This is a genomic window from Slackia equolifaciens, assembly GCF_003725995.1.
In the GTDB taxonomy this organism is placed as follows: Bacteria; Actinomycetota; Coriobacteriia; order Coriobacteriales; family Eggerthellaceae; genus Slackia; species Slackia equolifaciens.
Map to the genome: position 1 here is coordinate 91,422 of NZ_QIBX01000001.1, position 23,213 is coordinate 114,634.

Here is a 23,213-nt window from a genome sequence, read left to right on the forward strand (position 1 = left end):
ATGCTCGGACGCTATTTGATTCGGCCACCCTTCGAGCTACATTCCCAGCTCTTTGACCTTGGCCATGGCCTCGGCCTTAGGCGTCTTCCAATCCTCGGAGTCGTCGGGGCGCGGCGCCATGGCCTCTTCGGCGCCATTGGCATCCTTGAGGCGCTTGAAATAGCTGCGCGCCTCTTTGGCAACCACGCCGGACAGCGCGAACAGCGCAATCATGTTGGGAATGGCCATGCATGCGTTGAAGATGTCGGCGATGGTCCACACCGCAGAAACCGTCATGTACGGGCCGATGAAGATGCACAGGATGTACAGCCAGCGATACGCCTTCACGCCCTTTTTGCTGCGGTTGCTGAAATACTCCAGGCAGCGCTCGCCATAGTAGCTCCAGCCCAGAATGGTGGTGAATCCGAACAGCGCCAGACACACCATCAGCACGAACGACACCACCGCAGGCGGAACGAACGGCAGGCCCGCCTGGAACGCCGCCGTGGTCACCGCGGCGCCTTCAAGCCCAATCTCGTAGGTGTCGGTGAGCACCAGCGCAAGACCGGTCATCGAGCAGATGATCATGGAGTCGATGAACGTCTGCGTCATAGACACCAGGCCCTGGCGAGCAGGCTCTTTGGTCTGGGCGGCGGCTGCGGCAATGGGAGCGGATCCCAAGCCGGCTTCGTTGGCGAAGATGCCGCGGGCAAGACCCATCTGCATGGCGATGAGAATCGCGCCCAGCATGCCGCCGCCGAACGCCTGCAGGCCGAACGCGCTGCTCACGATGGTCACGATGGCGACAGGAATCTTATCGATGTTGTACACGATCAGCAGAAGCGAAAACGCCAGGAACACGACCACCATGGCAGGCACCACGCGCTCGGACACGCTGGCGATGCGCTTCACGCCGCCGATGATAACGAGCCCCGCGCAGATGGCGACCACCAAGCCGCCGATGATGGTGGCAACGGAAACCTGCACGCCAATGAGCGGCACGGTGACCAGATAGGCGTTGTTGGGGTCGAAGAACCCGTTCACGGCGCTGGAAATCGAATTCACCTGCGTGAACGTTCCGATGCCGAACAGGCCCACACACATGCCGAAGAACGCGAACACCTTGGCGAGCCACTTCCACTTCTGCCCCATGCCGTTTTCGATGTAGTAGAACGGGCCGCCCAGAACATGGCCCGCCTTGTCCATGGTGCGGTACTTCACCGCGAGCAGGCCTTCGGAGAACTTGGTCGCCATACCGAACAGCGCGGCCATCCACATCCAGAACAGCGCGCCAGGGCCACCGGTCACCACGGCGGTGGCGATGCCCACGATGTTGCCCGTGCCCACCGTGGCAGACATGGCGGTGCACATGGCCTGGAAGCTAGAGATTTCGCCGCGCCCGTCCTTCTCGTTTTTGAAGGTGTATCGCAGCGCCTTGCCCAGATGGCGGAACTGCAGCCCGCCCAAACGAAACGTCAGAAAAATACCGCCCACCAGAATAAGAGCGATCAGCGGCGGGCCCCAGATAAAGCTGTCGATGGTGCTGAGCAGCTGATTGAAAGCGTCCAAGATGTTCCTCCTTTTGCTTCAGACGTTTTCCTTTGAGCTGCGTATCCTGCATATCCGGCAACGCATGCGCACGTCGCGTGGGATTTGCAAGCGGTCTGAAGTTTTCCAGAAGGAAGAAGTGCGCGACGCCCGGATGGCGGCGTCTTGCTCTGTCCTTTGGCCTGAGAGTTTCGATGCGCGAGGCCTTACGCCCCAGCCGCCTCGTCACGAAGCAGCTTCGCCGCCCTCGCTGACGCCGACGAACCGGCGGGCGACGCGACTCGCATCTTGCCCCTTCGGCACCCGGTTTGCCCGGGATTCTCCAGAGGCCCCATCCACGTCCAGTCTTGCTTGGCGAAAGCCGCCACGGCAATCCAGGACGCTTCAACGGGGAAACGCAAATATGTGGTCGATATTGTAAAGCCGAGCAAGCGTTTGTCAAGCAACACTTTAGCGGATTGGAGCGAATGGCATAAAACGACCCCCGGTGATGAGCGCGCACCGGGGGCCCAAAGGAGGCTGCCGTCAGACGATTGCCGTCGGGCGATAGTCTACATACGGCCTGAATCGCACGGCCTGGATCCGAACGCGTCAGCTACATGCAGGTGTAGCCGCCGTCGACGGGAACCATGATGCCGGTAACGTAGGAAGACGCCGGCGAAGAGAGGAACAGGACCGCGGTGTCCAGCTCGCCCTCGTTGCCATAGCGCTCGGCGGGAATCATAGTGCGAGCATTGGCCTGGAAGAACTCACTGTCAAGCGTCTCCTTGGTGAGCGGGGTGTAGAAGTATCCCGGGCAGATGGCATTGACATTGATGCCCTTGGCCGTCCACTCGGCGGCAAGCGCGCGAGTAAGGTTGACCACGCCGCCCTTCGCGGCATGATACGGCGAGGAGCCGGCCACCTTGTTGCCCACCAGGCCGTACATAGAGGCGATGTTGATGATGCGGCCGTACCCCGCAGGAATCATGGCTTTCTTGGCAACCGCACGCGCCACCTTGAACGTGCCGAATAGATCGATATCCATCTCGTGGCTGAACTGCTCGTCGGTGATGTCCTCGGCGGGGGCTACGGCGCCGGTGCCGGCGTTGTTGATCAGGATGTCGATGCGGCCGAACTTCTCCAGAACCTTATCGACCATCTCTTCCACCATTTGGGTATCGGCCACATCGCAACGCACGGCAAACGTCGGAACGCCGAACTCTTGGGCGATATCGGCCGCAACCTCATCGATCTTCTCCTGACGACGGGCGATGGGAACGATTGCCGCACCTTGACTGGCCAACGCCTTGGCCATCTGCACGCCCAATCCGCCCGAGCACCCCGTGACGATGGCGACCTGCCCGCTCAAGTCGAAATAGTTCTTCATGCGATATACGCTCCTCACTTTTCACAATGGCGCACACGGCAGCCGCACGCGCCCCGTTGCCACGAACTGAAAGAGCTGGCCTTGCTCGATTGCGACTCGGATATCCTTTGCTATGTAAAAGGTAGCAAATAACGAAGCACCGCGCATGCCCCGATGGATGAACGGACGATATGGCCTGCTATCAGGTGTTTTATGTTTCCACGGTGTTTCACGCCCTCGGTGAACGGCAACAATCTTGCCATTCACGCCCATGACAGGCCCCGCATGTTCTACCATGGACGGCAACAAAGGCCGACGCAACGCTCGCATCGCGCCGGCACCCCGACGACAGATGGGAGGCCCCATGGCTAACATCAAGGAAACCTACGTCGACTACCTGGGCTTCAAGACCTACTGCAAGATTTTCGAGCCCGAAAATCCCGATCCTGCCAAAAAGCCGCTTCTGGTGCTGCACGGCGGCCCGGGCGACTGCCATAACTACCTGCTCACCTATGGCGAGCTGGCCGACCGCGCGGGACGCAAAGTGGTGTTTTACGACCAGATCGGCTGCGGCAAATCCATGATTCCCCATCAAGAGGACGAGTTCTACACGTACGACCTCTGGGTGAACGAGTTCTACGCCGTACGCGAGGCGCTGGGACTTGACGACATCCACCTGTTTGGCAACTCGTGGGGCGGCATGCTGGGTATGCTCTGCATGATGAAAGACGATACGGGCGTGAACTCGTTTGTGATCAACAGCTCGCCCGTACGCATCCAGACCTGGCTCGATGAGGCAAACCGCCTGCTCAAGTACATGCCGCAGGATATGCAAGACGCGCTGGCGGAAGCCGAACGCACCGGAGATTACGAAACGCCCGAGGCCAAGGCAGCGGCCGACGAATATTACAAGCGCCACGTGGTGGGATTTTACGAGAACGACCCAGACTACCCGCAGATGGTGAAGGATTCGTTTGCCGGCGTGGGCGAATGCTACATGATCATGCAGGGCGCAAGCGAATTCGTGGTTACCGGCAAGATGCGCGACTGGGACATCCGCGAAGGCGTGAAGAACATCAAAGTGCCGTGCATGGCGCTTTCCGGCACCGACGACGAAGGCACGCCCTACACCATCAAGGAAGGCGTGGACCTGATTCCCGGCTGCGAATGGACGCTCATCCAGGGCGCGCCGCACATCGCTAACGCAACGCACCCCGAGGAGTGCCTGGCGGCAGTGGAGGGCTTCATCAGCCGCTTCGACTAAGCCGCCGGCAACTCTAGCTTGGCGACGACCCCGGCCCAGCGACGGTCCCAGCTCGGCGACGGTCCCAACCTAACGGCTGCTCCATCCTAACAGTGGCTTAGCCCAACGAAGGCCCCTGCGAACCGGTGGTTTGCAGGGGCTGTTTGCTTTGGGTCAGTCACCCTCAACGTAATGCTCGCGGCAGAAAGCCTCGAGCGGCGGCACTTCGTTCTCAATGGCATCCCAGGCTATTTCCGCATCAAACATCTCGTACCCATGCACCAGATGGCATCGCATCCCGTAAATTCGACGCCATTCGATTTGGGGATACGCCATCTTGAATTCGTCCGACAGCCGTGCAACCGCCTCGCCTATTTGGATGAGGCACAACGAGCAGCTGTCCTGAAATGGAATGTCACCGCAAAAGCACTCATAGGAACGCCCGAACCGATCAAGCGAGGCGGCCAAGCGCTCGCAATAGCGAATGATGACGCCCAGCTGATCATTGTCACGCGCGGCTTGCCGCATACAACACCACCTCATCCTTGCGAATTTTCTGCAGGAACCTCTCGCTCGCCCCAGCAGTGGTCACCACATCCACGGAATGACCTAACCGCTTTGAGAGCTCGTCTTGGAAATCCAGCACTTGCATGCCGCGAATATCCCCCTTTTCGAGCAGAATATCCACGTCGCTACTGTCGGTCGCTTCGCCACGCGCGTATGAGCCAAAGAGCGAAACCTTGGCAGCTCCATACTCTTTTGCCAGGTCAATCACATGATATTGAATTTCCTTCATGCCGAATTTGGGGTCTTCCCCATCTAGATAGCGCTCGATGATGCGCTCGATGAGTTTTGAACGACTCGTAACCTGCCTGCCCTCCAAACCCTGTGCCCTATCCTGCGCCGCGCAACGCTCCACGGCAGCATCAAGGCGTCGTATGACGTCTTCCCGCAGGTAGATGGAAATCGCCTGAGACATAGTGCACCGCTTTCATTCAGCTTATCATATATTAGTATTATACATGAGAAGGACTAGCAAATGCCAAACTGGCAAATGATGCGGCTTTTACATACCGAACGCGACGGCGCCTCATGCACCATGCGCAGCAGAGGAACACTGCATCCGACGTTTAAGCGTAACTAAAAACCCGCTTATTCAACATAGTTGTTCACGATGTCCAATAGCTCCTGCTTTTTATGAATGCCGAGCTTTGCATACAGTCGCCTAACATGAGTTTTCACCGTGTTGTTTGAGATAAACAACTCCTCGGCAATTGAGGCCATGGTATAGCCGCGCGCGAAATAACCCAGAATCTCAACCTCGCGCTGTGAGAGACAGTACTTGCGCCCCACCAAATCGCACCTCATGGCAAGCCTGTCAGCATAAGCGGCGTCGTCAGTCTTTTGCGGCCCCGAGCCACCCTCGCGTTCCTCTTGCGCCTCCTGCGCGTCAAGCACGGCATCGTCAACGGGAATGGGCTCCTGGCGCGATAGCGATATAAACTCTATATCGCGCCCCTCTTCCTCGAACGAAACCGAAATACCTCGCACCGCATAGAGCACCAATGCCATTACAGCCTGCGTCACCAGCGCAATTACGGTAAGCACATCGACGCCGCTCGTGTTGCTCAATGCGGAAGCTCCCGGGCCAAGCGCATACCCTGCACCCTGCATGATAATGCTCGCGCCTATTTGCAAGCTGATGCAAAACAAAGGATTCACACCATAATCGTGAGCCGTTTGTACGCACAGCACCTGTAACGCAAGGCTTGAAAAGCTATACAGAATGTAAAGCACGGCAGCAACAGGGGCAAATTGCTCCACCCCGCAAAACGGAAGGGCGCACAAAGCAACAACCAGCAGGGGAAACACTACGCAAAAAAGACGGTTGATGCTAAATTTGACCGTTCTAAAACGCCATATCGCCGCAATGGCCGCCGCTGCGATGCATCCGCCCAAAATGGACGCGACATTGACGAAAGACATGACGTCCGCCTGGAGAGAAAGCGAGCGAATCACCCCTCCAAGAAAAGCGAACGCACCTCCAATAAGAACGCATTTCCACATGCTGCGCAGAGCATGCACGTAGCTCATCTTGTTTTCGCGCGGCACATTGAGCACCATGGGAGATCGAACGTCGGCCCGTCGCCATTGATGAATGAGCAGCAGCCACGAAAAAGCAATGGCGCACACCACAATCGCGCGTCTCGCTACAGCATCTTCGGCGAGGCCCAGCACAGCCCGTAAAGGCGCGCTGATAAACCAGGCGAGCAAAAGAATCATGAGCGCATTTTCGATGTCACGCATCGCCGCAACGGCGAACCACGCGAAGATAAGCAGGTATGCACCCGCCAGCAGCACTATGTTCAACGCAATTACATTCGGAGACGCATTCAAGAAAAACGCCATGGCGAAAGCGCCACAGGACGCAACAAGCATGCAGGCTGGATTGAATATGAGCAACGCAACCGCAAGCGTTTTAGGATGCAGGCACGACCAGGCAAACGCCACGATGCACGCCGCCGTACCCGTCAGCACGCCTATCCCATGCACGCTAAAAGCGGAAAGGTCGGCAGAGACCGCCCAGCCACTCTCCCAAAGCACAAGCGAGGAAAGCGCCATGGCCAACGCAAAGCCGAACGACGCAATTGCGACATCTTTACCGTGAATGAGCTTAGCCATAAATCCCTCGCATCCCCTTGACGCGCACAGACTACCTCAAAACGTTGCGTCACAGCACAGAAATGTGAAAACACGAGGCCTAAATTGGGGAATTCACGAAAAAGGGTGACACCCCATCAGGCAATTCACCAGTTTTGGGTTTCAACATCACTTCACCCTTGCCGCCATACTTGCCCGCATGAAATCTTCGGCCGCCCCCTCCACCCCCTCCATGCAGCCATACAAAACTGCATCGCCAGCGGCCGAGATTCTTTCAAGACCAACAGGAAGGGAGACCATATGAGCAATGCACAAGGGAATGCAATTTCGCGGCGTTCGTTCGTGAAAAACACGGCGGTTGCAACATTAGCTGCAACCGCTGCGGCGGGTGGGGCATCAAGCCTGTTTGGCTGCGCTCCTAAGCAAGTCGAGGAGCAGCAGACAACAGCAACCGGGCAAGTGGTTGCCAATGAAATACCAGAAGAAGGCAAGATTGTCTGGCAGAGCTGCTGCCACTGCGGGTTCACTGCCTGCCCTATCAAGTGCCACGTAATAGACGGCACCGTGCGCTGGATTGACAACGACACCGACGGCGACCCGGAATTTGGCGGTGTTGCTTTTCGCCCGTGCCTGAAAGCGCGATCCATTCGCAAATGGATCAACAGCCCTGAGCGCCTGAAATATCCCATGAAACGCGTGGGCAAACGCGGCAGCGGTGAGTTCGAGCGCATCAGTTGGGATGAGGCCCTTGACATCATCGCCGAGAAGTGGCAATACACGCTTGACACCTACGGCCCCGAGGCGTTCTATGTGTGCGCCACGGGAACACGCAACTATCCCATACAGCGCCTGATGAATCTCACCGGCGGATATCTTGGAACCTACGGATCGGAATCCAATGGACAAATTAACCAAGCCGCAACCTACCTTCTAGGCATGGACCCTGTCACATTTGACTGCGGCGGTGGACTAGGCAGCACAACTTCGGCCATCAAGGACGCCGATTGCGGCGTGTTCTTCGGCTGCGGGTCGGGCGAATCGCGCATGTGCGGCATGGGCGAGGTGTACGAGGCGGCCAAGGCGCGCGAAGCGGGCATCCCCCTCGCGTTCATAGACTATCGCTTGGGCGAAGGCTCTTCGGGCAACCCCGACGAGTGGTTCCCCATCTATCCCGGCACCGACGCCGCCCTGGCAAGCGCCATCGCCTACGTGATCATCAGTGAAGGCAAGCACGACAAGGAATTCCTGGGCAAATACGCGGTGGGCTTTGATGCCGACACCATGCCCGAGGGCGCGCCCGCAAACAGCTCCTATATGGATTACATCATGGGTACGGGCTACGACATGATTCCTAAAACGCCCCAATGGGCGGCTCCCATCTGCGGCCTTCCCTCCGAACGCATCGAATACCTCGCGCACTTCATCGCCGATGCCGACACCTGCTACATCACGCAGGGCTACGGACCGCAGCGCCACCACAACGGCGAATGGAGCGCCATGGCAATCGCCGCGCTTGCCGTGATCACCGGCAACATCGGACGCCCCGGCACCTGCCCCGGCCTCAACGGCAAGGGCATGCAGCTCGAATTCGACGGCGGCATGTGGAATTCCGTACCCATCGGTACCAACCCCGTGAAAAAGCAGATCTCCATCTCGGGGCGCTTCAACGCCATCGACCACGGCCCCGAAATGACCGCGCTCACCGACAACGTGAAGGGCGGAGACAAGCTGAATGTGGGCATCAAGTTAATGTTCCTCTATGAGGCGGGCAGCTTCGGCAACTCCAGCTCCGACCTCAACTGGGCAGCCACCATCCTCGAGGACGAATCAAAGTGCGAGTTCATCGTGGGCAGCGACGTCATCATGTCCACCTCGCTGCCCTACTGCGACATCATCCTGCCCGATCTTATGTATCAGGAGCGCATGAACTTCGTGTCCACCGTCACGGGCGGCTCGGCTTATGGCTTCGTCTTCGGACGCCCCGTGCAAGAGCCCCAGTTCGAGTGCCGCCTCTCTTACGACTGGTGCGCCGATCTGGCCGAACGCCTTGGCCTTCGCGACGAGTTCACCGAAGGAAAAACCTGGGAAGAGTGGATGAAAATCCGCTACGAGGAAGAAAGCCGCCCCTCTGCGCCCCACGGCAACGCCCCGTCGTTCGAGGAAGGGCTTGAGATGGGATTCTGGCGCGACCCCGAGCCCGCCGAGCCCATTATCGCCATGGATCGCTTCGTGGCAGACCCGGTAGCAAACCCGCGCACCACTCCCTCGGGCAAGATCGAGCTGTACTCCGAGCAGCTTGCCACCATCCGCGACACCTGGACGTTTGCCAACGGCGATCGCGACGTGGTGCGCCCCGTGCCGAGCTATTTCCCCGAAATTGAAGGCGTGGCCGATGTGAACGACACCTATCCGCTGCTGTTTGCCACCTGGAAGGCAAAAAATCAGTTCCACAGCCGCTACCAGGTAATCGAGGAGCTGCAGCAGGCATGCCAACACTGCCTGTGGATTAACCCCATTGATGCAGAGCCGCGCGGCATTCAAAACGGCGACGAGCTACGCGTATTCAACGACCGCGGCGAAGTACGCATCATGGCGCGCGTAACCGCCCGCATCATGCCTGGCGTAGTGGGCATGCCGCACGCCCATAGGCGGCAGATGGAAAACGGAGTTGACGTGGGTGCCAACGCCAACACACTCACCAGCCACCACTGGTCACCCATCTCCAAGAACTGCCCGTCCACAGGGTCCACGCTGGTACAGGCAGAAAAGGCTTAAGGGGGATTTTGCCATGACTCAATACGGATTTTACTTCGATACCTCGCGCTGCACGGGCTGCAAAACTTGCGAGCTTGTGTGCAAGGACTATCATGATTTGGGACCCGATATTCTTTTCCGTCGTATTTACGACTACGAAGGCGGTAGTTGGATCAAAACCGACGAGGGGGCATGGGAAAAGACCGCATTCAACTACCATCTGTCCATTTCTTGTAATCATTGCGACGACCCCGCCTGCGTCAACAACTGCCCCACCGGCGCCATGCAAAAAGATGACGAAACGGGCCTGGTGAACCTTGACCCCGCCGCCTGCACCGGATGCGAGATGTGCGTGAAGACGTGTCCCTATCTCGCACCGCGCTTCGACGAGACAATGGGGGTCGCGCGCAAATGCGACGGCTGCCTGGCGCGCGTGCGCAACGGCGAAGAGCCCATGTGCGTGGGTTCGTGCCCACTGCGCGCGCTGGAATTCGGGCCAATCGAGGAGCTACGCGAGAAGTATGGCGACGTTTGCCAGGTGCCCCCGCTGCTTGAGCCCACAACCAAGCCCAACCTGGTCATAGGCACCTGCCAGGCAATCGATTCAGACACGTACAACCTGGATGAAGGCTACGTTGCCAACCCGTTGGAGGTAATATAATCATGGCGGAACTGGCCGCATTGCACGAATCCATCGATACACACAGCACCATCGAGATGGATACGGAACTGCTTGAAAGCATCCGCTCCTGCGCAACGCTTACGGGGGCTCTGCTTTTGCAAAGCCCCTCTAACGAGGCGATTGCCCAAACTACCCGCGAGCTAAGGGCCATGGATGTGGTACGTGAATGGCCCTTCGGAACGGCCAACGAACGCTCTGATGCGGCCAATCTGCTCAGCGCCTGCCGAGACGAGCCGACCGACCGGCTTGACCGTGAGTACCACCATTTGTTTGTAGGACCGCAGTATTTAGAGGCGCCGCCTTGGGGATCGGTATACCTCGATTCTGAATCGGTGGTGTTCGGCGATTCATGCATCGCACTCACAAGATGGATGCGTGCAAACGGCATAGCGCTGCACGAGAGCTCCGGCCGAGAGCCCGCCGACCATATTGGGCGCATGTTGGTACTGCTTGGATGGCTATGCGAGAACGACCCTGCGCTTGTGGAAGAATACGTGCGCCTGCATCTGAACACCTGGGCACCTGTATATTTCAAGCGATTTGACGACGCCGCAGCGGAAAGCCCCTTTTACCGGGCGGTGGCAAGGCTCGCATCGCTCATGCTACGGGATATAGCCTGCAGGGGGCAAGTTAAGTAGCAGAAAGAAAACAGCATAACGCTAAGCCAATATACACCCAAACGAAAAGGCTCCCCGCATTCGACGTGTTTGTGAGGAGCCTTTTGCGTGGGTCGATACCGTTGCTCGACTCCACACGCCAACAGGCAAATTGGACAGGCAGAACGAACGATTAAATCACACGCCAATGAGGAGGGGGCACGGGCAGCGTCTCACGAAAAACGGAGAGCAGCCAAGCCAACACGCCAATCCTTACGCAAAACGCCAATCATTTGATACCGCATTGGCACCCAGCTCAAAGTGAAGCTTGGCGATTCCCAGATCAACCTTTCCGCATGAAATCGCAGGCAGAGCAACGGCGCGCACGGTTGAGCCGTCTTCGCCAAGATCGAAGCGAAAACGCTGCTGGTTCATGGCGGTGGGAGCCAAACGCGCCGCCTCAACGCCCGCGGCGAACCAGGCCGGCGCAGCGCCGGTTGCCTGGAACAGCTTCTCCGCAGGCTTCACCTTGTGTGCCGCGCCCGATGTCTCCCCGTGTCCGACAGCGATGCACAAGGAGTACTTCTCCCCCGGCGCTACGCGCGCCTCGCTTGCCTTTTTGCTGAAGGTCATTGCGACCCAGCACGTATTGAGCCCTACAGCCTGTGCGAGCAGAACCAGGCGCTCGCCGTAATAACCGCATGCTTCGTCAAGGCCTGGCCCCGCCGGCCCCACCAGTGCAATATGGTTGCGCACCCCTCTGAACGAGCCGTAATGGGCAAGCCTGCCGTTGAAGGCGTCAGGGTTGTCCACTATCAGCTGTATCGAAAGGCCGCTTTGGGCATTACATGCTTGAATTTCCTGCTCCAACGCTTCAAGCGCCGCGCCTTCGATGGGCTCGGGAGAATACTACCGAACCGAATGCCTGCCTTCCATCAGCTTCATCAACGCGTCGCGGCCAAGCTGCCCGACTACCGCCTCAAATGGCGTCATACCATCTCACTTCCTGTTGCTCGATGTCGACGAGCACGGGTTGATGCCCCTTGCCTCCAGCTGCGCCTCAGTTGCAAACAGGCCCCGCACTCAAAAAGAGCGCGGGGCCTGCGAGCGTGCGCGATCATAGTGCCGCACAAGCAGAGCGCGTGGATAGCCGCTCTAGATTTCGAATTTGGCACCCATCAGCTTTGCGAACTCGCGGCAGATGGCGGTATCGGCAGGCCACGCAGGAGCGGTAACCAGGTTGCGATCGACCACGGCATCATCCATGCCAACCTCGACATAGGTGCCGCCCGCATTGGTCACATCGGGGCCGACGGCGGGATATGCAGTTGCCTTGTAGCCCTCGAGAACACCGGCAGCGGCCAGAACCTGCGGGCCGTGGCAGATGGCGGCAACGGGCTTGCCTGCGGCAAAGAACTCACGGGTGATCTCGAGCACGCGGGGATTCAGGCGAATGTACTCGGGAGCACGCCCGCCGGTGATGAACAGGCCCTCATAATCCTCGGTCTTCACCGCGTCGAAATCGGCGGTCAGTGCGAAATTATGGCCGCGCAGCTCGGTATAGGTCTGCTCGCCGAGGAAGTCATGGACGGCGGTGGCAACGGTCTCGCCCGCCTTCTTGTCGGGGCATACGGCGTCCACCTGATAGCCCAGCATGGACAGGGCCTGGAACGGAACCATGGTCTCATAATCCTCGGTGAAATCGCCGCAGAGCAAAAGAACCTTCTTGGACATACGCGACTCCTTTCCTTGAGTCATATCGCCTAACCAGAACGCGTTTCACGCTTTGGCTTACAACCCTTATTCTACCCGCGTGCAATGCTAGCGGCGCGCTCATCGCCGCTAGCGGCACACCTTGCCGGGGTTCAGGATGCCCTTGGGGTCGAACACGCGCTTGATGCCGTCCATGAGCCCAATGGCCAAATCGCCCGCCGATTCACGCAGGTAGCGCTTCTTGGCATAGCCGATTCCGTGCTCGCCGGAAACCTGTCCGCCGAGCTCGGCGCACTTGGCGTACGCAGCATCCATGATCTTTTCCGTGCGCGAAACAAAATCGTCACGATCGACGTCGTTCCCCACGCAGTAGATATGCAGATTGCCGTCGCCGGCATGGCCAAACGAGCGAATGCGCACACCGTTCTCTTCGCCCAGGTCGTGCACGAAACCCAAGAACTCTGCGATGCTGTCCACGGGCACCACCACATCCATCTCGTCGCACAAATCCGCCTCGGATTCGATGACGGTCAGAAACGCGCTACGGGCGGCCCACACAGCCTCCTTCTCGGAAGGCGTATCCACCACCAGCACGTCATAGGCGCCGGCCTCGTCGGCAACGCCCGCCAGAATCTCGGCGCGCTGGAAAATCTCATCCTCATCGTTGCCATCGAGCGTGACCAGAATATACGCTCCCGCTTCCTGGCCCTGAACCACTGTGGGAAATACATGCTTGCCCGTGAAATCGGCCGAGGAATCCACGATGTCGCGTTCCATGAACTCGATCGACTGCGGGTTCAAACCGGCAAGCTTGATGGATGGCACCGAGCTGATCGCCGTTTCGATATCAGCGAACGGCAGGATGAACGAGGTATCGGCCTGAGGGTCGGGGATCAGCTTGAGAGTAAGCTCGCAGATGACGCCCAGCGTGCCTTCGGAGCCGATCATCAGGTGCAGCAAGCTGTAACCCGAGCTCGTCTTGGTGACGGCGGGTCCAAGCTCGAGCACTTCGCCGCTTGGCAGCACCACGGTCATAGCCAGCACGTAATCGCGCGTGGCTCCGTATTTCACGGCGCGCATGCCGCCGGCGTTGGTGCTGACGTTGCCGCCCACCGAGGCGGTTTTCTCGCCGGGATCGGGCGGGTACATGAACCCGTGGCTCGTAGCGTCTTCTGCCAAATCGCACAGACGCACGCCAGGTTGCACGCGCACGGTGAAATTTCGCTCGTCGTATTCGAGAATCTTATCCATGCGCATGGTGCACAAAACGATGCCGCCCTCGCGCGCCACGCAGCCGCCCACGAGGCCCGTTCCCGCGCCCCGCACCGTTACGGGAATGCAGTTGTCGTTGCAAAGCTTCATGATGGCAGCCACCTCATCGGTGGAGGCGGGCAAGCACACCGCATCGGGCGTGCGCATGCCGTACAAAGGCATTTCATCACGAGCGTAATCCTCGCCGATGGCATCGCCCACGAGGCAATTGTCCTCGCCGACGATGGCGGTCAGCTGCCCAATCAGTTCAGGCGTCAGTTCGCGAAATTCAGACATAGGAATCTCCTGGCGAATCAGGGTTGACATACGTTTTTATGGTACTCCACCCGAGCAAAGCGATTTACCGCTCGCCGGTCAAATTCGGCCGATGGCTCCACTGCGTTCCCCGATGGCTCACCTCGTCCGGGCGAAACGGGGCGATACGGCGGGCGTCTCCGCAAAGTATTTTCCCAACTGTCCCGCAAATGACCCACCTAAGCCGCACATCACCGCTAGTATCGTACACAAGTTCGAAAAACATACCGCAAACGCAGCGGGGTTGCGGGCACCATGCGTCTGCGCCTCAAGCAAGGAGACGATATGGCACATGAAAACTTCTATACGAACCAAAAGCTCGTCCAGGTTGAGGGCGACTGGATTGCGGATGTGCTGCGCATATGGAACGAAGACACCCGCGCCTGGGACAGCCATGCGCCCCTTACCATCAGGTTTGATTCTCTTGATCTTGTCGTATACGCCCATGAAGGCGGGGGGCTTAGATGGGAGGCGAATCTTGCGCCGTACGATCTTGCCCCAATCGAACGGACCCCCCGCGGCGCTTCGCATGGTTCCGCTTCGCAGGCCATCTACGAAATGGAGGATGGCGCACCGCGCGCAACCTACGACCTCGTCAGGTTTCCCGCCCTTTCTGCGGCAGTCGGATCGCGCGTGGAGAGGGTCACGGCGGGCCGCATGTCCCCCGATCGCGCGTCCGCCAGTCGCGCGCCCGAAGGCGATGCGCAAAGGGCGAATTCGCTTGAATTAGCGCTCGATACCAACATGACCCTTACATTGACGGCACAGAGCGATGGAGCGCTTCGAGCGTCTTTGGCGCCCACCTTCGAAGCGCCAAAGACGCCGGCATGCCCCCAGGCGCATCTCCCGTTCGGCCGGAACACGCATCGAAGCTGATCGATGCGTGCGCCTTGCGACGAAGCCCGCGCCTCCCAAATCGTGCGGCCGACGCGCGCATCAGAGCTGATCGATGAGCCCCTGCAGATATGCGCGGTAATCTTCCACCAGCCAGCGCGGCTCGGCGATCTTTACCGTGCCTCCCAGGCCCGCCACCCATCCGAAGAACTGCTCGCTCCTGCGCACGGTCACAAACGCCTGCACCCGCGCTTCATCTTCATCTTTGCCCATCGCGCCCATCTGCACGGCATCGCCGAAGCGATCGAACACGATATCCACCTTATCCGCCGCCACATCGAGCACCACGTTTACCGGGTCGCCGCCAAAGCGACCGAAGTTCTGATATTCAGCATCGTCGAACGCATGGCGCGTTATGAGCTCGTTGCGCGTCGCCGGTTCATCGGTCACCACGATGCGGTGCATGCGGTCTATGCGATAATCCGCGAATCCCTCATGGCTATCGCTGTACATGGTGGCGTAATAGAACCCGCCGGCATACACCACCTTTACCGGCGTGAGCACATACGGTTTGCCGTCGTGCTGAATCTGACGCGTGCGATCGGGCCCCAGCTTGAAGTAGAGAAACGACACCTTGCGCCGCTCGCGCAGAGCCTCATGGATTGCATCCACATTGCGAAACACCGAATCGTTCTTGGACTTCACGCGGCCCGCCACGTGGATGCGCTTATCAAGCAGAGCGCGCTCACGGTCGCTTGCAAGGAGCTTGATGTTGCGAACCAGCGCGTCACACTGGCGCCGCGTGAGAAAGCGGCTCGACTCCACGGCATCCACCATCAGCATGAGTTCCGAAATCGAAAAATCTCGTCGGGCGATGGCGTATTGCACGGGAGAGCGCTGGTAGGTGGCAATATCGAGCCCGAACTCGCGCAGCGTCTCGATGTCGCGGTAGACGCTCTTGCGCTCCGCCTCGATGCCTTGCGCCTCAAGGCGCTCGATGATGTCGCGCATGGTCAAACCGCGCTCGGAATCGGTCTCGTCCTGCAGCATGCGCATGATGGCGAGCAGTTTGAGCTTCTGCTTGTTGTTCGCGGCCATGAGGGTTCCTTTCCCTAGCACGCATCGCCCCAACGAACCGAGGCTCATCCCGCTCCGCAGAAAGAGGGCGCGGCGCGTGACGAGCGCGACGGCTCGCATTTCTTCCTAACTGTACCACAAAAGGGACATCCTAATCACTGGAACGCTGTATTCTACAGCCATCAAAAGCAATCCGAGGAATCGAGGAGCCATGTACGAACCGTCTCGCCGCATCGATGCATTCTTCATCGCCGGGTTCCAGCATTGGGATGGGGCGCTTGTTCTGAACGATCTCAAGCCCGGTATGCCGGTCGACCTCATCGCCGAGCCCGAAAACCCTTATGACCCCGAAGCTGTCGCGCTTATCTATCAGGGTGTGAAACTGGGTTATGTGCCCGCAAGCCAGAACAGCCTGCTCTCGCTGCTGGCGTTTTACGGCCATGCGGCAATTCTCGAAGCGCGCATCCTGCAGGTGAAGCCCGACGCCGACCCTTGGGAGCAGGTGCGTATCGGCGTGTTCGTCAAAGACGCGCGAGAACTCTAAGCCCTCGCCCTAGGCGCAAGAAAGGCGGATCCGGATGGCATCCACCCGTCCTTCCTTTCTTTCCTTTCGGTCTCCTTCCCGGATGCGTGCCGCACATTCGCCTTTCTTGACCGCCTTTTTTTTGAATAGCCACCCCGCCCGCAAAGGTACGCCCTTGTTATTGCCGGTCGCGATCTTGGCTATCGGCTATTTGATAGCCACCCGCCCGCAAAGGTAGCCACTCCGCCCGCAAAGGCATACGCTCGACGGCCCTACGGCAAAACCTTGATGTTCCCCGCAGCAATATCCTTCGTGATTCCGAAATACTCGCGCAAAACGTTGTTGGGAAGATAGAGCGGATTGGACGGCGCCGCGATGCCGCACGCGTTGGTCATGCCCTGCGACCTGGCGAGGGCCGTGCCGCGGAACACGTGGAAGTTGTTGGTCACGATACCCACCGAGCAATCGGGCGAATCCATGAGCGCCAAGCTGTAGGAGATGTTCTGCTGCGTGTTGCGAGCCTGGGGCTCCAGTATGATGCGCGACTCATCGATACCGACGGCCACCAGGTAGTCGCGCATGCCCTCCGCTTCGGTACATGGTTCGTTATATCCCTGCGCGCCCGTAACGATGCAGCGCGTTGCGGGGTTCTCCTGCAAATATGCGGCAGCAGCATCCAGCCGATACCGCAGCACCACACTGGGGCCGTCGGCCTTCACTTGAGCACCAAGCACCACTAAATAGTCGAGCCCTGGCCTTCCGGCGGCGTTGAAGCCTGTGGCAATGAACCCCGATTCGACCACGCCCACCGCGAGCACCGCCGCCAGCGCTACGCCGCCCGCCCATCGCACGGCCAGGGGCGCCTTGGCGATCCAATCAAAGTGCACGCCAGCCGCCGCTCCGAAGAAGAGCGCGGCAATGGCGAACCACACCGCGAAGAACATCGTGCCCGAACCTACTGCGAAGATCGCAAAGCCGTACGCTACGCATGCCACGCCCAATGCAACCAGAATCCATTCAGCCATGGGGCATCCTTTCGTGCGCTCCCCTATCCCAGCACGTCTTCCGCGAAGCCCACGCGATAGTGAGCGAATGTAGCCTCGCCGGAATCCTGAGTCGCATCCAAATCGACATCGGCGCGAATCATGAAGTCGCGATCGTCGTCGGAATCCTTGAACGTTTGCGTCACGCGCCATACGTGCGCGCCTTCCTCATCGGATTCATCTATAGTCAGATACGCCATCGAGCGGGCATCACCATCGAGCACGATCTCTTCATGCTGGTCATAGAACGCATCGAGCGCCTCCTGCCAACGGCGCTCCGGATACCCCAGGTCGGCATCAAGCTCGCCCAGCTCTTCGAGCTTGCCAAGGGCGGCCAATCGCACGCGGCGGAAAAGCGCGTTGCGCACCAGCACGGTGAGCCCGCGCCTGTCGCGCACCACCGCTTGCACTGCATCGGGCGCCGCGGCATTCTCGGCGTCTTCTGCTCCTGCGTTCTCCCACTCGTCCACCAGGCTCGAGTCGATCGAATGCACGACAAAATCGAGCCACGCCGTTATGTCTTCCAAGCGCTCGTCGCGACGCGATTCGGGAATGGTGCGGTCGAGAACGCGGAACGCATCCGAGAGATAGCGCAGAAGCAGCCCCTCCGAACGCGCGATCTTGTAGCGATTCACGTACGTCTTGAAATCGGATGCCGTTTCCACCATGTCGCGCAAAATCGATTTAGGGCTGGGCTCGTAGTCGCGAGCCCACGGCACCGTTTCGCAGTACTTTCCAAACGCAAACGTTATCACGTCTTCCAGGGGCTTCGGATATGTCACGTCGGCCAGACGCTCCATGCGCTCCTCGTACTCCACCCCATCGGCCTTCATCTCGGCCACCGCGCGCTCGCGAGCCGCACGCTCCTGAGCGCGCAGCACCTGGCGCGGATCTTCCAGCGTCGCCTCAACGAGCGAAATCACGTCCAGCGCATAATTGGGATCCTCTGGTTCCAACAGATCGAGCGCCGCCAGCAAAAACGGCGAAAGCGGCTGGTCGAGCGCGAAATCCTCCGGCAAATCAACCGTGTTGGCATACTCGACCGAACCGTCATCCAGCTCATGGCGCTCCACCACGCCCGCATCGATGAGCGTGGAGAACACTTCGGAGGCGCGCTGGCTGAGCGCGGCTTTCTGCTCGTCGGATTGCGACGAATCGGCGATGAGCTTCTGCGTGCGCTCCCAGGCATCGCCGCCCTGCGACACCAGCGAAAGCACCATGGAGTGCGTGATGCGCATGTGAGGAACGAGCGTTTCCGGCGCCGCCTCGCGCAGGCGGTCGAACGTTTGCTCGCTCCAATTGACAAAGCCCTCCGGCGCTTTCTTTTTCTTGAGCTTGCGAAGCTTCTTCTCATCACCCGCTGCCTTGAGGCGCGCCTTCTCGTTCTCTATCTCGTGCTCGGGTGCCTCGGCGATCACCAGACCCTCGGTGTCGAATCCAGAGCGGCCGGCGCGGCCTGCGATCTGATGGAACTCGCGCGCCCGAAGCCTCCGTTGACGAACGCCGTCGTACTTGGTGAGCGCCGTAAACAGCACCGTATGGATGGGCACGTTGATGCCCACGCCCAGCGTGTCGGTTCCACAGATCACAGGTAGAAGGCCCTGCTGCGCGAGCTTTTCCACCAGCAGGCGATAACGCGGCAGCATGCCCGCGTGGTGCACGCCCACACCGCAGCTCAAAAGGCGCTGTAGGATTTTGCCGAACCCCGTAGTGAAGCGCGTGCCCTTAGCCGCCGCCTTCACCGCCTCGCGCTGCTCCTTGGTTGCAACGCCGTAGCTTGCAAGTGCCTGAGCGGTGGCAATGGCGGCATCCTGCGAGAAATGCACGATGTAGATGGGCGCCTTGCCCTCGCGAAGGGCCAGCTCGACGGTGGACTCCACGGGCGTTTTCACGTACTCAAACGCAAGCGGCACGGGACGCGGGGCGTTCGCCACCACATCAACCGCGCGCCCGCTTTGGCGCTCCAGCGACTGCGCAATCTGCGTCACATCGCCCAGCGTGGCGCTCATCAGCAAAAACTGCGTCTGAGGCAACATGAGCAGGGGCACCTGCCAAGCCCACCCGCGATCGGACTCGCCATAGAAATGGAACTCGTCCACCGCGACGCACCCGATATCGGCATCCTCGCCTTCGCGCAAAGCCTGATTAGCAAGAATTTCCTGCGTGCAGCAGATGACGGGCGCCTTCGTGTTGATGTGCACGTCGCCCGTGATCATGCCCACGTTCTCGCGACCAAGCAGGTTCACCAGATTGAAGAACTTCTCACTGACCAGCGCTTTAATGGGAGCGGTGTAATAAGAGGTGCGCCCGGTGCACATGGCCATGAAATGCATGCCCAGCGCCACCATAGATTTGCCCGAACCGGTGGGCGTGCCCAGAATCACATGGTTGCCGGCCGCTAGGTCCATGAGCGCGTCCTCCTGATGAGGCCACAGCTCAAGCCCCAAGCCCATAGTCCATTCGAGGAACTGCTCGAACGCCTCGTCGGCCGTGCGCCAAGGCTCGGGCTCGCTTCCGTCCTCGGGCACCCACCAGGTGGGAGCAAGCCTTCCCAAGGCGCCATAGGAGGCAGCGCCGGTGCCTGTTGCCGCCACTGCGCCTTCATCCTGCTGGCCTGCGTTGGAGGGGGTTGTTTCGTCTGCAGATTTCGACATAACGCGCTTTCCGCTCTCTCGTATCTCTTTGCGTCCGCGCTATTATATCCCGCGAGCAATGACGGCAAACTCAAAGCGCGCCGCAGCCTAAAAACGCCCAAAGCCTCCAGCCGGAAAGGAGCGCGTATGCGAACATTCATCGCCCTTGAACTCCCCGATAATTTCGCCGCCGAGACAGCCGCCCTGGCGCGCGCCCTGCACGACCACGTGGACGGCCGCTTCATGAAGCCGGAAACGTATCATCTGACCCTGGCGTTTTTGGGCGATATAGACGAACGGGAGCTGGGCCTTGCCATAGAGGCGACGGACGCCGCCTGCGAAGGGGGCTGGCCAATCGAGCTGAGCTGCACGGGACTGGGCACCTTCGGCCGCAAAAACGACGCCACGCTGTGGCTGGGCATCCAGATCAACGACCCGCTCGCCCAGCTTGTCTTTGACCTTCAGGGACAGCTAGAAGCACGCGACGTTTCCTACGATGCCAAGATGTTCAAACCCCACATCACCTTGGCCCGCCGCGCACGTATCCCCCGCGTCGCTCTTCCCGACCTGCCCTTTCCCCGCGCCGAATACGCCACGCGCGTAACCGTGTTCAAAAGCGAGCTTTCGCCCGAAGGGGCCGTGTACAAACCGCTGCATACAGTTGAACTGGGGTAGCCGAGCGTCGCGATGACGCGCCCGCCACGCTCGCACCCACTCGCACCCTCGCGGACGCCGCCCGCGAGGGTCTCTGTGTATATATGGTCGACTCCCTTGCGCCGCCCTCGGCTCGGGCGCATGCTGGCTGCGTACTGAAATGCGACCGAAGGAGGAGCATATGAGGCTCGAAGGGAAAGTCATCCTGGTCACGGCCAGCACGCGCGGCATCGGTGCGGCAATCGTGCGCGAATGCGCCAAGGAAGGCGCCACAGTGTATATGGCGGCCCGCCGCCCGGAAGCGGCCCAGGCCATGGCCGACGAGTTGAACGCGGCCGGCGGCAACGTGCGTGTGGTCTACAACGACGCCTACAAAAAGGAAACCTACACCTCCATGATCGACGAGGTGGTAGCCGCCGAAGGGCGCATCGACGGACTGGTGAACAACTTCGGCACCTCCGATCCGCGCAAAGACCGCGACATCCAAAACACCGAATACGACGAGTTCATCAAGACGATCGACGCCAACCTGGGCAGCGTGTTCATCGCCTCGCAGAAGGCCGTCGAGGAGATGGGCAAAACGGGCGGCGGCTCCATCGTGAACATCTCCTCCGTTGGCGGGCTCGTGCCCGATGTGTCGCAGATCGCCTACGGCACCAGCAAGGCGGCCATCAACTACATGACCAAGCTCATCGCCGTACAGGCGGGCCGCTCGGGCGTACGATGCAATGCGGTTGCTCCCGGCATGACCGCCACCGACGCCGTGATGGACAACCTCACACCCGAGTTCATGGAGTTCTTCCAGCGCCACATTCCCATCAAGCGCATGGGCAAGCCCGAAGAGATCGCGCACGCCGCGGTGTATCTGCTTTCAGACGAAGCCCAATACACCACCGGACAGATAATTGCCGTGACCGGCGGCTTCGGCATGGCAACGCCCGTGTTCGCCGACCTGGCGGATTCCGCGAACAAGCGCTAGACCCATCTGGCAAATACCCCGCCGAACGGCTACACTGAACGTCTGGCTTTTTGCGCCCGGAGCCCCTGAGGCATCCGGGCGCTTACACGTTTGACCGAGGAGAGGCATCGCAGCATCATGACCGAGTGGCTGGTACGACACTTCGTGAAAGACCACGAGAAAGCGGACGACCCCGCAGTGCGCATGCGCTACGGGCAGTTCGCCGGCATCGTGGGCATCATTTGCAACATCGCACTATGCCTTGGCAAAGGCGCTATCGGCCTGATCGCGGGATCCGTCTCCATCGTGGCAGACGCACTGAACAACCTCTCCGACGCCGCAAGCAACGTGATCAGCCTGCTGGGCTTCAAGCTGGCGAGCAAGCCCGCCGACCCCGGCCATCCTTATGGCCATGGGCGCTACGAGTACCTCTCCGGCCTTGCCGTTGCCGTAGTCATCGTCATCATCGGCGTGGAGCTCATCCAAACCTCGATCGACAAGGTGCTCAACCCCACCGCAACCGAATTCAGCCTGGCCGTAGTTGCCGTGCTGGCACTCTCCATCCTGGTGAAGCTGTGGATGGCGGTGTTCAACCGCACCATCGGACGCCGCATTTCATCCACTACGCTCGAAGCCACCGCAGTGGATTCGCGCAACGACGTGATTTCTACGGGCGTCGTGCTCGTGTGCGCCATCGTGTCCCACCTTACCGGCATCGACCTGGACGGCATCGTGGGCATTGCCGTGGGCGCATTCATCGTGTACAGCGGAGCGCAGCTGGTACGTGACACCGTGAACCCTCTGCTCGGCCAAGCCCCCGACCCGGCGCTGGTGAGTCACATCCAAAACAAGATCCTGGGCTACCCCGGCGTACTGGGCACCCACGACCTGATGGTCCACGACTACGGACCGGGTCGCCAGTTCGCAAGCGCCCATGTGGAAATGGCGGCCGAGGCCGACCCCATGGAAAGCCACGACCTCATCGACAACATCGAGCAAGATTTCAAAGAGGACGACGGACTCATCGTCACGCTGCACTACGATCCCATCGTGACCGACGACCCCGAGGTGAAAGACCTGCGCAACCAGATCAATGCGCTGGTGAAGACGATAGACGCGCGCCTTTCCATCCACGACCTGCGCACCGTGCCCGGGCCCACGCACACCAATGTGATCTTTGATTGCGTGAAACCGGCAGATTTCGATATGGACGACGAAGACCTGCGCGCCCGTATCGCGGCGCTCGTTGCCGCCGATCATCCGCAGGCCATCTGCAAGATTACCATCGACCAGAGCTACGTGAGCTCCGAGCAGTAGTCCAAAGTCTGTCCGCTCAACACCCTTCGCGTTTGCACGCATTGCTGATACGAGGAACATCAGGGCATTCTCTTGGAAATCTCG

The 23,213-nt window shown here is 59.7% G+C and carries 19 protein-coding genes, 1 pseudogene and 1 riboswitch; of the genes and pseudogenes, 9 read left to right on the top strand and 11 right to left on the bottom strand.

Going from position 1 to position 23,213, the window contains the following annotated elements; translation table 11 throughout:
• Positions 1–36 precede the first annotated feature (36 nt).
• Positions 37–1,548, bottom strand: a complete 1,512-nt coding sequence (locus DMP06_RS00375; protein ID WP_245962302.1) for an alanine/glycine:cation symporter family protein — start codon at positions 1,546–1,548, stop codon at positions 37–39.
• Positions 1,549–1,695: 147 nt separating this feature from the next.
• Positions 1,696–1,855: riboswitch (glycine riboswitch) on the bottom strand.
• 267 nt (positions 1,856–2,122) lie between these two features.
• Complete coding sequence (locus DMP06_RS00380; RefSeq protein ID WP_123207769.1) at positions 2,123–2,896, bottom strand: SDR family oxidoreductase; 774 nt, start codon at positions 2,894–2,896, stop codon at positions 2,123–2,125.
• A 343-nt stretch (positions 2,897–3,239) separates the two neighbouring features.
• Here DMP06_RS00380 and DMP06_RS00385 point away from each other — a divergent pair, with 343 nt between their 5' ends.
• Positions 3,240–4,139 (top strand): proline iminopeptidase-family hydrolase, encoded by a 900-nt coding sequence (locus tag DMP06_RS00385; RefSeq protein WP_123207770.1) that lies wholly within the window; start codon positions 3,240–3,242, stop codon positions 4,137–4,139.
• Between the two features lie 153 nt (positions 4,140–4,292).
• Here the strand turns inward: DMP06_RS00385 and DMP06_RS00390 are convergent, their stop codons facing one another.
• The 3 genes from DMP06_RS00390 to DMP06_RS00400 all read right to left on the bottom strand — a co-directional run bounded on the left by DMP06_RS00390 (position 4,293) and on the right by DMP06_RS00400 (position 6,800).
• Complete coding sequence (locus DMP06_RS00390; protein WP_161957763.1) at positions 4,293–4,646, bottom strand: HepT-like ribonuclease domain-containing protein; 354 nt, start codon at positions 4,644–4,646, stop codon at positions 4,293–4,295.
• Entirely contained in the window at positions 4,627–5,097 is a 471-nt protein-coding gene (locus DMP06_RS00395; RefSeq protein ID WP_123207772.1) for a nucleotidyltransferase family protein, read from the bottom strand. Before DMP06_RS00395 ends, DMP06_RS00390 begins: the two co-directional genes overlap by 20 nt.
• A gap of 173 nt (positions 5,098–5,270) precedes the next feature.
• A complete protein-coding gene (locus tag DMP06_RS00400; protein ID WP_123207773.1) occupies positions 5,271–6,800 on the bottom strand; it encodes a response regulator transcription factor in 1,530 nt (509 codons plus the stop codon).
• 279 nt (positions 6,801–7,079) lie between these two features.
• Here DMP06_RS00400 and DMP06_RS00405 point away from each other — a divergent pair, with 279 nt between their 5' ends.
• From DMP06_RS00405 to dmsD, 3 genes are read left to right on the top strand one after another with little or no spacing between them, the layout of a single operon-like run.
• Complete coding sequence (locus tag DMP06_RS00405) at positions 7,080–9,554, top strand: DMSO/selenate family reductase complex A subunit (RefSeq protein WP_123207774.1); 2,475 nt, start codon at positions 7,080–7,082, stop codon at positions 9,552–9,554.
• Positions 9,555–9,567: 13 nt separating this feature from the next.
• Positions 9,568–10,194 carry a DMSO/selenate family reductase complex B subunit gene (locus DMP06_RS00410; RefSeq protein WP_123207775.1) on the top strand — a complete coding sequence of 209 codons (627 nt, stop codon included), beginning with the start codon at positions 9,568–9,570 and terminating at the stop codon, positions 10,192–10,194.
• Between the two features lie 2 nt (positions 10,195–10,196).
• Positions 10,197–10,853, top strand: a complete 657-nt coding sequence (gene dmsD, locus DMP06_RS00415; RefSeq protein WP_123207776.1) for a Tat proofreading chaperone DmsD — start codon at positions 10,197–10,199, stop codon at positions 10,851–10,853.
• 231 nt (positions 10,854–11,084) lie between these two features.
• Here the strand turns inward: dmsD and DMP06_RS00420 are convergent.
• The 3 genes and pseudogenes from DMP06_RS00420 to DMP06_RS00430 all read right to left on the bottom strand — a co-directional run.
• A pseudogene (locus DMP06_RS00420) lies at positions 11,085–11,708 on the bottom strand (nitroreductase family protein); the annotation flags it as partial.
• A gap of 258 nt (positions 11,709–11,966) precedes the next feature.
• On the bottom strand, positions 11,967–12,545 hold the full coding sequence (locus DMP06_RS00425) for a DJ-1/PfpI family protein (RefSeq protein ID WP_123207777.1): 579 nt from the start codon (positions 12,543–12,545) through the stop codon (positions 11,967–11,969).
• A gap of 108 nt (positions 12,546–12,653) precedes the next feature.
• Positions 12,654–14,072, bottom strand: coding sequence for an FAD-binding oxidoreductase (locus DMP06_RS00430; protein ID WP_123208039.1), 1,419 nt, complete (start codon positions 14,070–14,072; stop codon positions 12,654–12,656).
• 303 nt (positions 14,073–14,375) lie between these two features.
• On the opposite strand from DMP06_RS00430, the gene DMP06_RS00435 reads away from it, so the two are divergent.
• Entirely contained in the window at positions 14,376–14,966 is a 591-nt protein-coding gene (locus DMP06_RS00435; protein ID WP_148042466.1) for a hypothetical protein, read from the top strand.
• A gap of 60 nt (positions 14,967–15,026) precedes the next feature.
• Here DMP06_RS00435 and DMP06_RS00440 read toward each other — a convergent pair whose 3' ends face one another.
• On the bottom strand, positions 15,027–16,022 hold the full coding sequence (locus tag DMP06_RS00440) for a helix-turn-helix transcriptional regulator (protein ID WP_123207779.1): 996 nt from the start codon (positions 16,020–16,022) through the stop codon (positions 15,027–15,029).
• Between the two features lie 190 nt (positions 16,023–16,212).
• Between DMP06_RS00440 and DMP06_RS00445 the strand changes: the two genes are divergently transcribed.
• On the top strand, positions 16,213–16,545 hold the full coding sequence (locus DMP06_RS00445) for an HIRAN domain-containing protein (protein ID WP_123207780.1): 333 nt from the start codon (positions 16,213–16,215) through the stop codon (positions 16,543–16,545).
• 251 nt (positions 16,546–16,796) lie between these two features.
• Here the strand turns inward: DMP06_RS00445 and DMP06_RS00450 are convergent, their stop codons facing one another.
• On the bottom strand, positions 16,797–17,549 hold the full coding sequence (locus DMP06_RS00450) for a YdcF family protein (protein ID WP_123207781.1): 753 nt from the start codon (positions 17,547–17,549) through the stop codon (positions 16,797–16,799).
• A gap of 23 nt (positions 17,550–17,572) precedes the next feature.
• Positions 17,573–20,221 carry a DEAD/DEAH box helicase gene (locus DMP06_RS00455; protein WP_123207782.1) on the bottom strand — a complete coding sequence of 883 codons (2,649 nt, stop codon included), beginning with the start codon at positions 20,219–20,221 and terminating at the stop codon, positions 17,573–17,575.
• 126 nt (positions 20,222–20,347) lie between these two features.
• Between DMP06_RS00455 and thpR the strand changes: the two genes are divergently transcribed.
• From thpR to DMP06_RS00470, 3 genes are all read left to right on the top strand, one after another.
• Entirely contained in the window at positions 20,348–20,875 is a 528-nt protein-coding gene (gene thpR, locus DMP06_RS00460; RefSeq protein WP_123207783.1) for an RNA 2',3'-cyclic phosphodiesterase, read from the top strand.
• Positions 20,876–21,035: 160 nt separating this feature from the next.
• Entirely contained in the window at positions 21,036–21,833 is a 798-nt protein-coding gene (hdhA, locus tag DMP06_RS00465) for a 7alpha-hydroxysteroid dehydrogenase (protein WP_123207784.1), read from the top strand.
• A gap of 117 nt (positions 21,834–21,950) precedes the next feature.
• Complete coding sequence (locus tag DMP06_RS00470; protein ID WP_123207785.1) at positions 21,951–23,129, top strand: cation diffusion facilitator family transporter; 1,179 nt, start codon at positions 21,951–21,953, stop codon at positions 23,127–23,129.
• The last annotated feature ends 84 nt before the right edge of the window (positions 23,130–23,213 follow it).